This window comes from Pseudanabaena sp. PCC 9330 (genome assembly GCF_055795045.1).
The window spans coordinates 1-14,431 of the sequence record NZ_JAYFES010000050.1; the positions used below are offsets into that span (position 1 = coordinate 1).

General features: G+C 49.3%; 10 protein-coding genes and 5 pseudogenes. 14 read left to right on the forward strand and 1 reads right to left on the reverse strand.

Going from position 1 to position 14,431, the window contains the following annotated elements; genetic code table 11:
• The first annotated feature begins 278 nt into the window (after positions 1–278).
• The 14 genes and pseudogenes from AC0QKW_RS01805 to AC0QKW_RS01870 form a co-directional block, all read left to right on the forward strand.
• Entirely contained in the window at positions 279–4,160 is a 3,882-nt protein-coding gene (locus tag AC0QKW_RS01805) for a PAS domain S-box protein (RefSeq protein ID WP_473149350.1), read from the forward strand.
• Between the two features lie 12 nt (positions 4,161–4,172).
• Positions 4,173–4,802, forward strand: coding sequence for a response regulator (locus AC0QKW_RS01810; RefSeq protein ID WP_473149351.1), 630 nt, complete (start codon positions 4,173–4,175; stop codon positions 4,800–4,802).
• A gap of 218 nt (positions 4,803–5,020) precedes the next feature.
• Positions 5,021–5,578: a DsbA family protein gene (locus AC0QKW_RS01815; protein ID WP_473149352.1), complete on the forward strand. Its 558-nt coding sequence runs from the start codon at positions 5,021–5,023 to the stop codon at positions 5,576–5,578.
• A 118-nt stretch (positions 5,579–5,696) separates the two neighbouring features.
• Entirely contained in the window at positions 5,697–6,053 is a 357-nt protein-coding gene (locus AC0QKW_RS01820) for an AraC family transcriptional regulator (protein WP_473149353.1), read from the forward strand.
• Positions 6,054–6,093: 40 nt separating this feature from the next.
• Positions 6,094–7,077: a lysostaphin resistance A-like protein gene (locus tag AC0QKW_RS01825; protein ID WP_473149354.1), complete on the forward strand. Its 984-nt coding sequence runs from the start codon at positions 6,094–6,096 to the stop codon at positions 7,075–7,077.
• A gap of 50 nt (positions 7,078–7,127) precedes the next feature.
• Positions 7,128–7,883 carry an SDR family oxidoreductase gene (locus tag AC0QKW_RS01830; protein ID WP_473149355.1) on the forward strand — a complete coding sequence of 252 codons (756 nt, stop codon included), beginning with the start codon at positions 7,128–7,130 and terminating at the stop codon, positions 7,881–7,883.
• Positions 7,884–7,940: 57 nt separating this feature from the next.
• Positions 7,941–8,176: pseudogene (locus AC0QKW_RS01835) on the forward strand (SDR family oxidoreductase); the annotation flags it as partial.
• Between the two features lie 218 nt (positions 8,177–8,394).
• On the forward strand, positions 8,395–8,745 hold the full coding sequence (locus AC0QKW_RS01840) for a hypothetical protein (RefSeq protein WP_473149356.1): 351 nt from the start codon (positions 8,395–8,397) through the stop codon (positions 8,743–8,745).
• Between the two features lie 6 nt (positions 8,746–8,751).
• Positions 8,752–9,045: pseudogene (locus tag AC0QKW_RS01845) on the forward strand (alpha/beta fold hydrolase); the annotation flags it as partial.
• A 125-nt stretch (positions 9,046–9,170) separates the two neighbouring features.
• Positions 9,171–10,070, forward strand: coding sequence for a pirin family protein (locus AC0QKW_RS01850; RefSeq protein WP_473149357.1), 900 nt, complete (start codon positions 9,171–9,173; stop codon positions 10,068–10,070).
• 112 nt (positions 10,071–10,182) lie between these two features.
• Complete coding sequence (locus AC0QKW_RS01855; protein ID WP_473149358.1) at positions 10,183–11,205, forward strand: LLM class flavin-dependent oxidoreductase; 1,023 nt, start codon at positions 10,183–10,185, stop codon at positions 11,203–11,205.
• Positions 11,206–11,643: 438 nt separating this feature from the next.
• Positions 11,644–12,612, forward strand: a complete 969-nt coding sequence (locus tag AC0QKW_RS01860; RefSeq protein ID WP_473149359.1) for a zinc-dependent alcohol dehydrogenase family protein — start codon at positions 11,644–11,646, stop codon at positions 12,610–12,612.
• Between the two features lie 55 nt (positions 12,613–12,667).
• A pseudogene (locus tag AC0QKW_RS01865) lies at positions 12,668–13,357 on the forward strand (NADPH-dependent F420 reductase).
• Positions 13,358–13,963: 606 nt separating this feature from the next.
• Positions 13,964–14,068, forward strand: a pseudogene (locus AC0QKW_RS01870) (SDR family NAD(P)-dependent oxidoreductase); the annotation flags it as partial.
• A gap of 58 nt (positions 14,069–14,126) precedes the next feature.
• Here AC0QKW_RS01870 and AC0QKW_RS01875 read toward each other — a convergent pair.
• Positions 14,127–14,414: pseudogene (locus AC0QKW_RS01875) on the reverse strand (nSTAND1 domain-containing NTPase); the annotation flags it as partial.
• Positions 14,415–14,431: the final 17 nt, after the last annotated feature.

A 14,431-nucleotide genomic window follows, 5' to 3' on the forward strand; every position in this document is an offset into this window, starting at 1 on the left:
CCCGATATTATGACCGCATCTGGTTCTCTAGAATCCAGTCCTTGCGCTGCCAACTACCGCCTTGGGAGGCCGCATAAAGATGTGTCAGGCAGTCAGGTGCTGAGCTGTTCGCTCCAGTGCGGTCGTTGGTTGGCAAGCGATATACTTTGGGAAACGGATGACAGTCCTTCATCTCTATGAGAGTGTCTGCTCCCTAGCCTATCAAAGCGTCCAAGTATTGAATAGACATAACGACTCACCTTCACAGGAGTATTGATCCGATGGGGATGAAAATGAGGATGAGTTCGTCGATCAATAATCTTATTGATCTGCCTAACAAGCTACCGCTGCGAGTCGTCCTCATTGTGCCTCTGATGCTGCTAATGACAGGGGCAGTTGGAGTTGTCGGTTATCTTTCATTCAGAAATGGCCAGCGGGCGGTCAATCAAGTTGCGACCGAACTCCAAAACGAGATTCTCCATCAGATTGAGGGCAAGTTGGGTGATTACGTCCAGGTAGCTCACGACATCAATCGTTTGAATGCGATCGCACTAGCCAAGGGAGACATCAATCCAGACAACGCCGCCGGAGAGACGATGTTCTGGCAGCAAAATCAGATTTTCCCGACGGCGAGTTTCGTTTACTGTGGCAACGAAAACGGAAATTTGGTGGGCGTGGGTAAGATGACCAATAAAGTTCACCTGCAAACCTGGGTTGTGAATGACTCCACAAACCGTATCCCTTACTTTTACGGCCTGGACGATCAGGGCAATCGCAATCGCGAATTTGACAAAGATGCCAAGCCGTTTGATGCTCGCGTTCGCCCCTGGTATAAAGCGGCAAAGGAAGCCCGTCAGCCCACCTGGAGTCCAATTTATTTGGGATTCACGACCCACTGGCCCGCGATCGCCACCAGCATCCCTGTCTACGATTCTAGTGGTAAAACGTTGATCGGAGCCTGCGGCATTGACTTTTTGCTGCCTCAGGAAATGAGCCAGTTCTTGAAAAGTTTAAATATTGGCAAAACTGGCAGCGCATTCATCATCGAGCGTTCAGGAACGTTGGTATCCACGTCTACGGCTGAGCCCATTGTTGAGAATACAAGCGACGATAGCGAGCGATTGTTGGCCAATCAAAGCAGTAATTCAACAATCCGGGCAACAGCTGACTTTTTGGAACAGCGTTTTGATGGCTTTGATCAGATTCAAGTGGCGCAGCGACTGGCGTTTGATATTGACGGGGCACGACAGTTTTTGCAGGTTGTACCCTTCCAGGATCGCTACGGGTTAGACTGGCTAATTGTGATCGTGCTTCCAGAAGCAGACTATCTGGGACAAATTCAGTCAAATATTCGAGATACGCTGCTGCTATGCCTTTTAGCGTTAGTGGCAGCGCTTATTTTGAGTGTGTTAATGGCTCGCTGGATTACCAGACCGCTGCTGAGCTTGAATCAATCAGCGCAGGCGATCGCCGATGGTCAATGGAATCAAACGGTCAACATTAAACGGTTCGATGAACTGGGAAAACTGGCAAACTCCTTTAACCAGATGGCCCTTCAGCTGCAAACGGCCTTTTTGGAACTGCAGACCCTAAACCAAAACCTGGCTGAAAATGAAACCCGCCTCCGAGCCTTTTTGGAATCGCTGCCCATTAGCATTTCTATTTTGGATGCGACAGGTCACCCCTACTATGCGAATCAGCGGAGACTTCAGATGATGGGGGAAGTCATTGATCCGACTGTCTCTTCCGATTATTTGGCCGAGGTATATCACCTGTACAGAGCGGGCACGAATCAGCTCTATCCAAATGACCAACTACCCATTATCCAAGCTTTGAGCGGTAAGCATACCCGAGTTGACGATATCGAAATCCACCAAAACGGTCGAACTATTCCCATTGAAGTCTGGGGAACCCCCATTTTTGATAAACAGGGAAATGTGGCCTATGCGATCGCGACCTTTCAGGACATTACAGAGCGTAAACAAGCCGAGAAACTCCTAGCCGAGTACAACTGCACTTTAGAGCAACAGGTCGCAGAACGAACTGCTGCATTACGCCAAAGTGAGGCCAATTACCGCAACCTGCTACAAACCGCGAATTCAGTGATCATTCGCTATGATCCGCAAGGACGAATTTTATACATCAACGATTATGGGGTAAAACTCCTGGGTTATGAAGAACAGGAGATTTTAGGGCGAACCTTGTTTGAAACGATTATTCCAGAAGTCGAACTCTCTGGACGCGATGTGAGACCCATGGTTCACGATTTACTTCGTAATCCTCAATCGTATCCGCAAGGCGAGGGTGAAAACCTGTGTCGAGACGGTCGGCGAGTTTGGATGGCCTGGTCGAATCAAGCCATCTTTAATGAACAGGGAGAGGTCGTTGAAATCTTATCAGTTGGCAATGACACCACCCAGCGCAGACAAGCAGAAGAGGCACTACAGCACAGTGAAGCTAAATTCCGAGCTATCTTTGCAAACTCCCAGGTTGGCATCTACCGAGTCCGCCTCTCGGATGGATTACTTCTTGATGCCAATCAACGCCATGCCAATCTGTTTGGCTTTGATTCACCAGAGGACATTATTGGGCTTGAACATGTCATAGGCTATTATGCAAATCCCAGCGATCACCAACACCTCATTGAATTGCTGAAGCGGGATCGGGAAGTGCGAAGCTTTGAAGCCCAGATGCGAAAACGAGATGGGACATTGTTTTGGGGGCTTTTCTCTCTTTATCTAAATGCAGACGGTGAATACATCGAAGGGGTGGTTGCGGATATTAGCGATCGCAAACAAGCAGAGGAGGCACTACAACGCAGTGAAGCCAAGTTCCGCAATATCTTTGAAAACTCGCAGGTCGGCATCTTCCGAAACCGCATCTCGGATGGACTAATTCTCAATGCCAACCAACGCCTTGCTAACCTGTTGGGCTTTGATTCACCCGAGGAGATCATTGGGCTAGAACATAGCATCGACTATTTTGTAAACCCTAGCGATCGCGAACACGCCCGTGAGGTGATGAAGCGGGATGGGGAACTGCGAAGCTTTGAAGCACAGTTGCGAAAACGAGATGGGACAGTTTTCTGGGGACTTACCTCTTCTTATCTGAATGCAGCCGATGGATACGTTGAAGGGGTGGTTGCGGATATTAGCAATCTCAAACAAGCAGAAGCCGCTCTACAAGCGAGTGAAGAACGACTACGCTTAGCATTAACTGCTTCAAAGCAGGGACTCTACGATATGAATCTCAAAACTGAAGAAATCGTAGTTAACCCAGAATACGCTCTAATGCTGGGCTACGATCCGGCAACATTTCGAGAGACCAAATCTAGGTGGGTTGAGAGTTTGCATCCTGATGACAAAGAATCAATGGTTGCAGTTTACAGTGGTTTTATGACTGGAGAAGCCCCGAACTATCAAGCAGAATATCGCCTGCGTACTCGGAATGGTCAGTGGAAATGGATTCTTTCTGTCGGCAAAATTGTTGCCTGGAATAAATCCGGTGAACCCGTCCGAGCGTTGGGAGTTTATATGGATATTGACGACCGCAAACAGGCAGAAGCAGCCTCAATTTTAGAAGAACGCAACCGCATGGCACGCGAAATTCACGATACACTTGCTCAGTCGTTTACAGGCATTCTGGCTCAGGTCGGAGCTGCAAACCAGGTACTAACGGATGATTTAGAAGCAGCTCAGGCACACCTAGATCTGATTAAAGAATTGGCGCGAACTGGACTGTCTGAAGCGCGGCGATCGGTAGTCGCACTCCGTCCTCAGCTTTTGGAGGAGGGCAGCTTGCAGAGCGCTCTGCACCGTCTCGTCGCTCAGACTAGAGCTGCCGCAATGGATACCACTCTACATTATGAGATTGAGGGTGCAGTGTATGCTTTACCGACTGAAGTTGAGAATAACCTACTGCGGATCGGGCAAGAATCATTAACCAATGCAATTAAACACGCCAATGCTGACGAAATTCGGGTGGAGCTAGTCTACGATCGCGATCAGTTTTGCTTGCGCGTGAAAGATAATGGAAAGGGCTTTGGAGTTGGGAGTATTCCATCCTCTGAGGGTTTTGGCTTACTCGGCATGAGCGAACGGGCAGAGCGCATCGGCGCACAACTCACGATTAGGAGTCAACCTGGACAAGGAACAGAGATTATCGTCACCGTCAACCCTTAAGTGAGCATCACGATGAGCCAAGCCACGACCATTCGGGTTTTGATTGCGGACGATCACGCCATTTTTCGGCAAGGATTGGCCACGATTATTAACCATGACCCAGATATGCAGGTGATTGCCCAAGCCGAAAACGGGGAACAGGCGATCGCGCTATTTGGGGAACACCAACCGGATGTCACACTCATGGATCTCCGCATGCCTGAAGTGGAAGGAGTTGCCGCCATTGGTGCAATTTGTGCAGCGGCTAAAACGGCTCGGATTATTGTACTGACCACCTATGATAGTGACGAAGATATTTATCGCGGGTTGCAGGCAGGCGCAAAAGGATACCTGTTGAAAGAAACCGAGCCTGACGAGCTTCTGAATGCGATTCGTACCGTTCATCGGGGTCAGAAATACATTCCGCCCGATGTGGGAGCAAAGTTGGTTCAACGGCTCAGCAATCCAGAACTGAGTGAGCGAGAACTGGCGGTACTCCGCTCGCTGGCCCAGGGTATGAGCAATGCCGATATTGCGACTGCTTTGAGCATCGGTGAAGGTACTGTCAAATCTCATGTCAATCGGATTTTGAATAAGTTAGATGTTAGCGATCGCACCCAAGCTGTGATTGTTGCCGTTAAACGCGGCATTGTCAGTTTGTAGGCTGTACTTTCGTTCAAGTTCGGATTCTAACTTAAGTTAGAGTCAGCTTTCTACTCTGCGATGGCACGGTTCATCTATCAATTTACACTACAAAAAATTTGACTTGCTATAGGCGACAGCTTGAAGGCGACCACCTATATTGAACTTATGCAAACAGTCATGCAAATGGATCGAGCAATTAAATTGCACGGTTCTATGCTTGATGCAAATGTAAAAAGATGAGTAACGACCGTAGCCACAGTTCTTTACTTGTACCACCTTCAACTCAAGACTGGATTCAAGGCATTTTGAGTGCCAAGGTAGTGCTAGTGATGTATGGAGACTATCAAAACCCCAGAAGTGCAGACGTTTACAAGCTGATTAAAGCTATCAAACGAGAGCTTAGTGCTTCTTTTGGAAAAGATTATTTATGCTTCATCCTTCGTCATTTTCCGCAAACACAGCTTCATGCTCATGCTCAACGGGCAGCCCAAGCAGCCGAATCCGCCGCCGCCCAAGGAAAGTTTTGGTTGATGAGCGATACTTTATTTGACCATCAACAAAGGTTGGAGAATGGTTATCTTGTCGAGTACGCCAATGATTTAGGGCTTGACGTTCCTCAATTTCTCAAAGAGTTGTCTAAACAAGTGCATATCGATCGCATCAATGAGGATATTGAAGGCGGAATACAGAGCGGAGTAACGACTGCCCCAGCCCTGTTTATCAATGGAATTCGGTATATCGGGCACTGGAACACGATGGAGTTGATGGCAGCCATGATTGCTGCAAGTCGTTAAGCTCCCTGATCCCTAATCCCAATTTATATCTGACTTGTTGGTTAGTGCTAGTCAGCGATCGATTGCGCGATCGCTAGTTTTTGCCTTTTTTATTGAACAACTTGCCGATTTGTAAACCATGCTAACAACTACAACGCCAACCATTGAAGCCAATTACAAAGGCTTAACGCACACCCGATTGCAGCAAGTACTTGACTATATTCAGACTCACCTCGATCGAGAATTATCACTGGCTGAACTTGCAGAAGTGATCAACGTTAGTTCGACTTATTTTGCGAGTTTGTTTAAGCAATCAATGGGGATTTCGCCCCATCAGTACGTGATTAAACAGCGCGTGGAACGAGCAAAAGTAATGTTGAAGAAGACGGATTTTGCGATCGCAGACATTGCTCTACAAGTCGGCTTCTCCAGCCAAAGCCATCTGACCCAACAATTTAAGCGCATAACGGGAATGACCCCAAAACAGATTCGCTAACCTCCAAGCACTCCATCACGCACCAGTCAAGGAGACAAAGATGACGTTTAAGGCAATTGAAGGACATCAGGGAATCGGAATGGAAGTGCAAGATGGGACTTACGTGGAGGCCGCCCGGTGGGGTAAGCATCGGGGGTGGCGGTATGTTCTGGGATTAGTAGTCATCCTCTTTGTGGGGCTGGTGGTCGGCGGCATCGCCACCCCCCGTATCGCGTTCCTGTTTGGCGGTCAGGAGGGGCTTGCAGCGTTTAGGCGGCTGGATTACGCCGCATTCGGTCCCGTGGGGGGCTTCGTTGCGGTCACGGCAATTTTTCCGTTCTTCCTCGCGGGAATCTTGATCGCCGTCACCCTCGTTCACCGTCGCCACCCCCGAACGCTGATCACGGCTCGGGAGCGGATAAGTTGGCGGCGTGTCGGTCATGGGTTTGTGGCGTGGTTCGTGCCATTCTGGCTGATCGCTGGACTGGGACAGTACTTCTTCTATCCCGACACCTTCTCTTTCAACTTCGACCTCGCAACGTTCGCACTCTTCGTCCCGCTGGCGCTAGTCTTTACCGCGATCCAGACGACTACGGAGGAGCTTTTCTTTCGCGGCTACATTATGCAGGGCGCGAGTATTGTTTGGACGAACCGCGTGTTTCTGGCGCTGGTGCCAGCCACCATCTTCGCCCTAGCGCACCTGCTCAACCCGGAGGCAAGCGCGGGCGGTTGGCTCACGGTATTCTTCAACTACTTCCTCGTTCCGGGGCTGGTGTGGACCGTGGTTTCCTTGATTGACGGAACCACCGAACTCGCCATCGGCGCACACTTCGCAAACAATATTGGCGGCAGTCTCTTGGTGGGCGTAGCCGGAAACGCCGTGAACGCACCGACTCTGTTCACAGTCAGCAAGTTCCACGCGACCTACACGGCGCTATCGATGCTGGTTGTAGTACCCGTGTTTCTGGCGATCGCCTACAAAGTGTTCAAATGCGACGAGACATCCAAACCCGTTTTCCTGAACGATGGAATTGGTCGTCGGTGATCTCGTCAGTTCGTTGCTGAAGGTCATTTAATTACAACAGGAGAAACAGAATGATACTGCAAGATAAAGTGGCGTTAGTTACAGGCGGCACATCGGGAATTGGCAGAGCAACGGCGATCGCTTATGCCCAACAACAAGCAAAGGTGGTGGTGGTGGGTCGTCGAATTGACGAAGGTGAAGAAACAGTTCGATTGATCAAGGAAGCTGGCGGAGAGGCGATTTATGTGCAAGCAGATATCACGAAAGAAACCGATGTTAAAGCAATGGTTGATAAAACGGTTAGCGTTTTTGGTCGCTTGGATATTGCCTTTAATAATGCAGGAACAGTCGGCGAAAATCCTTCACTGATTGAGCAAACAGAAGCGGAATACGATCGCACGATGAATGTCAATGTCAAAGGCGTTTGGTTGTCGATGAAGTATGAAATTGCTCAGATGTTGAAACAGGGAAGTGGTGCGATCGTCAATACGGCATCTGCAAATGGAGTAGTTGCACTTCCTGGCGTACCCCTCTACACCGCGAGTAAACATGCGGTAGTAGGCTTAACAAAAGCTGCTGCGCTCCAATACGCCAAAGCAGGTATTCGCATCAATGTCGTTGCACCAGCGGCAATCGAAACAGATATGTTTGAAGCAGCTACAGGTGGGCAAGATGAAGCCAAAGCGTACGTAACAGGACTTCACCCGATCGGACGCATTGGCACACCGCTTGAAGTTGCAAATGCAGTTCTGTTTTTATCATCTGACCTGGCATCGTTCATAACAGGTGAAACGTTGATGGTAGATGGCGGGTATGTAGCGCAATAATTCATCATGACGACAACACTTACAGGCAAAGTTGCACTGGTAGCGGGTGGTTCTCGCGGTTTAGGAGCGGCGATCGTAGGGTATGCGAAAGGTGTCCAGCGCGATCTTGGTCCGCGCAACGTTACTGTGTGCAGCCAGGTACCATGCCGACGGACATGGCAACAGCCGCAGCCGACAAATTGCCGGAAGCAGCGGAAGCGATGGATCTTCACGCCATCTGCCGGAGCGCAACCTTGGAAGAGGTAGCGGCGACCGTTTGTTTCCTCGAAAGTTCAGACGCTGGCTACATCAGCCTACGACGCCTAATCATGCGCTGCACCGGAACACTACAGTTTGGCCGGTTGAGTTTTCAAGGTTATCTACGTCCGGTGAACTTGGTCGTTAAGCAGCGAGGGTGAAGAATAGACTTAATCAGAATCAAGAAAAGTAATCAATTCTTAAGCCGATTCCAAATCTTATTGCAGCTTATTTGTCCATTGAGATGCCGAGCACTTTATTACCATAAGGTCTAATGAAAAGAGAGTTAGCGATAAGTTTTTTGTTCTCGTTTGTGGGCGGTGCAATGGTCTGGGCCTTGTCACCATTTTTATCCGGGCAGGTCGAACCGTGGGATGCGAAAGGTGTTTATTATTCCGCAGCACTTCTTGTTGTTGGCCTTACCGTTGGCCTTGCGCGGCCTAAACATGTTTGGTCGCACTATGCCGGTATTGTTCTTGGCCAACTGACGTATATGCTTTGTTTTCTGCCCGGCGGTCCGTTAATTCCTATTGGAGTCACTTTTGTAGCGGCTTACTCCATAATCGCTTTAGCAGGAGCAGCAAGTGGGGCCTGGTTTCGTCGCGTCAGCCGGGGTGCGCGGTGATTTTGCTCAATTCAAGCCAGTTGGAATGTGGCAGTGGGGGCTTCTGCAAAAGGAACTTTGGACTGTGTACCCTCCTGGCTGACTGATTTCCGTGATGATCTGCCCCGCATTGATGTACCGACTCTGATTATTCATGGAGACAGCGATCGCATTTTGCCACTGAAGTTCACCGCAGCAAGACTCTCGAAGCTAATTAAAAACAGTCAGCTTGTTGCCATTCCGGGTGGTCCCCATGCAATCAACTGGACTCACGCCGATCAGATCAATCCCTTGTTACTGGACTTTCTTCAGCAGGAATAATCAGTGATCTGCTGCTTTTATGGCTTGTGAAAAACTCTGTGATTCACCCCGCTGAGGTAGGTTTACACGCTAGGGCGTAATTGTGTCTTCATCCACAACGTCAACTAAGAATGGATCGTACAAAAATGAGTATTCAGCAATTGATCACGCCTGAGAAGCACGACCTAGGTGGGTTTAGCGTACGGCGCATCTTGCCGAGTGAAACACTAAAAATGGTTGGGCCTTTCATCTTCTTTGATCACTTAGGCCCATCTATTTTCCCGGCTGGAAAAGGCGTCGATGTTAGACCCCATCCACACATCAATTTAGCGACGGTTACCTATTTGTTTGAAGGAAGCCTTCTGCATAGAGATAGTCTAGGTACAGTACAAGAGATTTTCCCAGGCGAGGTAAACTGGATGACAGCGGGCAAAGGTATTGTTCATTCTGAGCGATCGCCCGAGAGCTTTAGAGAAAAAGAATCTACGCTTCACGGTATTCAGACCTGGATTGCCCTCCCCGAAACCGCTGAAGAAGTTGAACCCAGCTTTTCACATTATCCGGCGGCTGATTTACCCAGGTGGATTGAAACAGGCACCAGCGCGACCTTGATCGCCGGTAGCTATGAGTCTCACCAATCACCCGTTAAAACCTACTCTGCTACTCTTTACCTGGCGCTCGTTTTCTCAGAGGGTAGTCAATTTCAGCTAGCGCCAACAAAAGGTTTAGAAAGGGCCGTTTATAGCGTCACATCCGGCCTGTTCGTAAATGGAGAGCCGCTAGAGCCCTATCGTTTAGCCGTTTTAGCGCCCAATGAATCAGTAGATATCCGGGCGGAGGCGGAGGCAAAAGCAATGGTTATTGGCGGGGCACCAGTGGGCGATCGCACAAAATACTGGAACTTTGTGTCGAGCCGCTCAGCACGTATCGAGCAGGCAAAACAAGATTGGCAAGACCGCCGCTTCCCGGCGGTTCCCGGTGAAACTGAATTCATTCCGCTCCCTGATAATTCAGATCGCGGTAGTAGCGCAACCCCTCTAAGCTGACGATAGTTAGGCGTTTTTGCTGAGCGAGAGAGCAGCAGCTTAACTCGTACAGCAAGGCTTTCTACTATTTTGGACTAAGTCTATTTCATTCACAAAACGCTTGGGAAATAATATGGAAGTTGGAATTGACAGTTTTGCCTCGGTTGGAACGAGTGAAAATGGTGAAACGGCAGATGCCGCGCAGTCTGTCGCCGAACTGCTGGAGAGAATAGAGCAGGCGGATCGTTCCGGCTTGGATATCTTCGGTATCGGCGAGCATCATCGGCATGAATTTTTAGATTCGGCAAACGCGGTTATTCTCGCTGCTGCCGCCGACCGCACCGAGCGCATTCGTCTAACCAGCGCAGTTACGGTACTGAGCGCGGCTGACCCGGTGCGCGTGTTTCAACAATTCGCCACGCTCGATTTGATTTCAAAAGGTCGCGCCGAAATGGTGGTCGGGCGCGGCTCGTTCACCGAAGCCTTCCCGCTATTCGGATTTAGTCTCGGCGATTATGATGAGATTTTCGCTGAAAAGCTCGACCTCTTGCTCAAAATTCGGGACAACGAAACGGTCAATTGGTCGGGCAAATTTCGCCCCACGCTGGAAAACCAAGCAATTTATCCGCGTCCACTGCAAAAGCCGTTTCCCATCTGGCTCGGGGTCGGCGGTACACCGCAATCTTTCCGCCGCGCCGGAATGCTTGGACTGCCGCTCGTGGTTGCCATTATCGGCGGCGAAACGCATCGCTTTCGCTCGCTCATAGATTTATACCGCGATGCCGGAGAGTACGCTGGACACGCACCCGAAACGTTGAAAGTTTCATTGCACTCAATTGGTTATGTCGCCGATACGACCGAGCAAGCCGTTGAAGAATTCTTTCCGGGCTATGCCGAAACCTTCACTAGAATCGGCAGAGAGAGAGGCTGGCCCCCCGTTACGCGCGCCGCTTTTGACGCACAGCGTAGCGCGACCGGCGCGTTACTGGTCGGCAGTCCCGAAGAAGTAGCGGAGAAAATCCGCCGTCACAGCGAATCGCTCGGCGGCATTTCGAGAGTAACGTTTCAAATGGACAACGCGCAGATGAACCATGCTCAACTGATGCGCTCCATTGAACTGATTGGAACACAAATGTCGCCACTCTTGAACGATTAAAATATGCGGGCATGGTTCAACTCAAGTTCGGCTATGGTAACAAAACAGAGAAAACGGATATGAAATTGGTTCTGCAAATCTGTGCTGGATTGTAAAAACGATTTTAGCGGTAACCCTCCGGGATAGCTTCTTTTAGCGCAGACATTGCCCTACAAGCAGGTTTCTCCAGCCAAAGTCGTTTGACGCAGCACTTCAAGTGATTCACGGGAAAGACCCCCAAATAGATTCGATAGCACCATAAAACCTGAAAATTTGTCCTAAGAATCTGAAAGAATCGAGCCTTGAAAACCATTACATTGAAGTTAAGTTAGGCAAGAATCTGAAGCAGCACTCGTGGGATTTTTTATTGCCTTATGTTAACCATCAGTCAAGAAAATTCTGCAGCCATCGATCTCTACAAGAAAAACTATAGCTATGCCTGAAAATTCAATGGCACAGATGGAATCTATGAAAGCAGCCGTATTAACTGCGTTTGGTAATGCTGAGAAATTTGAGATTCAAACGGTTCCCACGCCAACAATGAAGGCAAATCAGGTGTTAGTCAGAGTTTGTGCAACCTCGATCAACCCAGTCGATTACCAAACTCGTCGTGGTGATTACAAGGAACTGGTTCAATTACCCGCTATCCTTGGAGTCGATGTCTCAGGGGTGATTGAGGCAATTGGCGAAGCTGTGACCGATTTTAAGGTGGGAGACAACGTATATTACTCGCCGCAAATTTTTGGAGAATTTGGTAGCTACGCTCAGTATCATGTGGCTGATGCAGCGATTGTTGCATTGAAGCCTGCCAATCTATCGCACATTGAAGCCGCTTCTTTTCCGCTTGCAGGCGGAACGGCTTGGGATTGTCTGGTGACTAGGGGCAATCTACAAGTTGGTGAAACAGTTCTCATCCATGCGGGTGCGGGTGGAGTGGGTTCGATCGCAGTTCAACTTGCCAAAGCGATCGGGGCATACATTTTTGCGACCTGTAGTTCTAGAAACCGAGATTTCGTGACAGAATTGGGCGCAGATCGGGTGATTGATTACAAAAATGAAGATTACGTAGAAGTCATTCGTCAAGAAACAAATGGACTGGGGGTGGATTTAGTTCTAGATACGATCGGCGGAGAAACAATTCAGCGTAGTCTAGAAATCATTCGTCCCTTTGGTAGGCTGACAAGCATTGTAGACGTTGCAATACCGCAATCACTTCTTGAAGCATGGGGTAAGAATCTGTCGATTCATTTTGTTTTTTCGCCCCAATATCGAGCAAAATTAGAGGCTTTGACAAAACTCATCGAGCGTCATCAGCTTCGCCCAGTGATTGATTCAGTATGGTCTTGGGATCAGGTCGTTCTGGCACATCAACATCTAGAGCAGGGAGGAACACGGGGCAAGATCGTGCTGAAATTTACAGATAATTAAACGAGTCTTACGAGGTTGGTAATTGCCAAATTGAATCACAAAGGAGAACCCTCCCATGTCTCACATTGCCCTTGGTCAAGAAAACTCTGCAAACATCGATACGAGTATCGGAATTATTGGTTCAGGAGCCCTCGGCTCAAACCTGGCGCGCATGTTGGCAAAAAATGGCATTGCAGCCACCATAGCCAACAGCCGCGGACCGGAATCGCTGGCTGATTTTGTGGCCGAAGTGGGCCCCTCCATAAAGGCCGGCACTGTTGCCGAAGCCGCCAGCGCCGACATCGTCATTGCGGCTGTGCGCTGGGTCGCTGCAGAGAAGGTATTTAGTGCAATGCCTGCATGGAATGGTCGCATCGTCATTGACAGCACCAACCCAGTTGAATTCCTCGACCCAGATTCACCTGATGCCAAAGACCCCAGCAATCCGCTGGCAGCCTACGGTATCAGGGCTGTTGATCTAGGCGGCAAATCCTCCAGCCAGTTGTTCAAGCAATACGTACCGGGTGCACGCGTAGTGAAAGCCTTTAATCATCTGGAGGTGAACCTATTGCAAGAGCCTAAAGTGTCTGGTGGGTAGCGGGTGCTGTTCTACTCAGGTGACGCCGCCGATGCCAAAACCCAAGTGCGAAAAATCATTGACGGCACGGGCTTCTTCCCGGTGGATCTAGGCCCTCTGGAAGCTGGCGGCACGATTGCGTCTTTGCCGTTTGGTTCATTGGCTGCGCACAACTTCATCAAGTTCTGATCGCGCCAGGCCGGGTGATCAGCAACAGCAACCCCTATGAAATGAGCTACGCCACGTTTATGACTTTCAAGAATGGATTGATTGTCAACTACCGCGAATACTGGAACCCGATGGCGTTCATGGCCGCCATGAGCGGCGCGGGGTTCTGACCATTGAACTGATTGGAATGCAAATGTCGCCACTCTTGAACGATTGAAATATGCGGGCGTGGTTCAACTTAAGTTCCGCTAGGGTAACAAGACAAAGAAAATGGATATGAAATTGGCTATGCAAGTCTAGCTGAATGGGTAAAAACGGATTTTAGCGATAACCCTCTGGGATAACTTCGATTAGCGCAGACGTTGCCCTATGAGGAGGTTTCTCCAGTTAAAGTTATTTGACGCAGCACTTCAAGTGGTTCACGGAAAAGACCCCCAACAGATTCGATAGTACTATAAGAATCTAAAAATTTATCCTAAGAATTTGAAAGAATCGAGCCTTGAAAATCATTATATTGAAGTTAGGTTAGGCAAGAGTCTGAAGCAGCATTCGTGGGAGCTTTCATTGCCTGGGTCGGAGTTTAATTGTGTTCTAAAGATCAATCTTGATTAAAACAGGAAAACCAGAATGATACTGAAAGATAAAGTGGCGTTAGTCACTGGCGGAACTTCGGGAATTGGTAGAGCAACGGCGATCGCTTATGCCCAACAACAGGCAAAGGTGGTGATGGTAGTAACCGGGGCACCAACCCAGCGAGCACGACTGAGGATTTACCGTTGCCGGAGGCCCCTAAAACGGGAATAAAGGCCCGGTGCCCAACGGCCTCAACGAGAGCGCTGACAAAGACTTCGCGGCCAAAGAAAAACTTGGCATCGTCGGGGCCAAAGTGAACTAGGCCACGGTAGGGGCAGGGCAAATCGTCGGGTAAGGTTGCTGTCTCGGCGGTTAGCTGCCTAATTTCTTCTCGGTAGTAGTAGTTGATGATGGTGTGGTGGCGAGCTGGTTGACTGACAAAACTAATCGGCAGCATAGCAGTACGTGTGTATTTTGAACTCGATTCGATAGATGCGCTGCTCATGTTGTTTCCGAGACGCC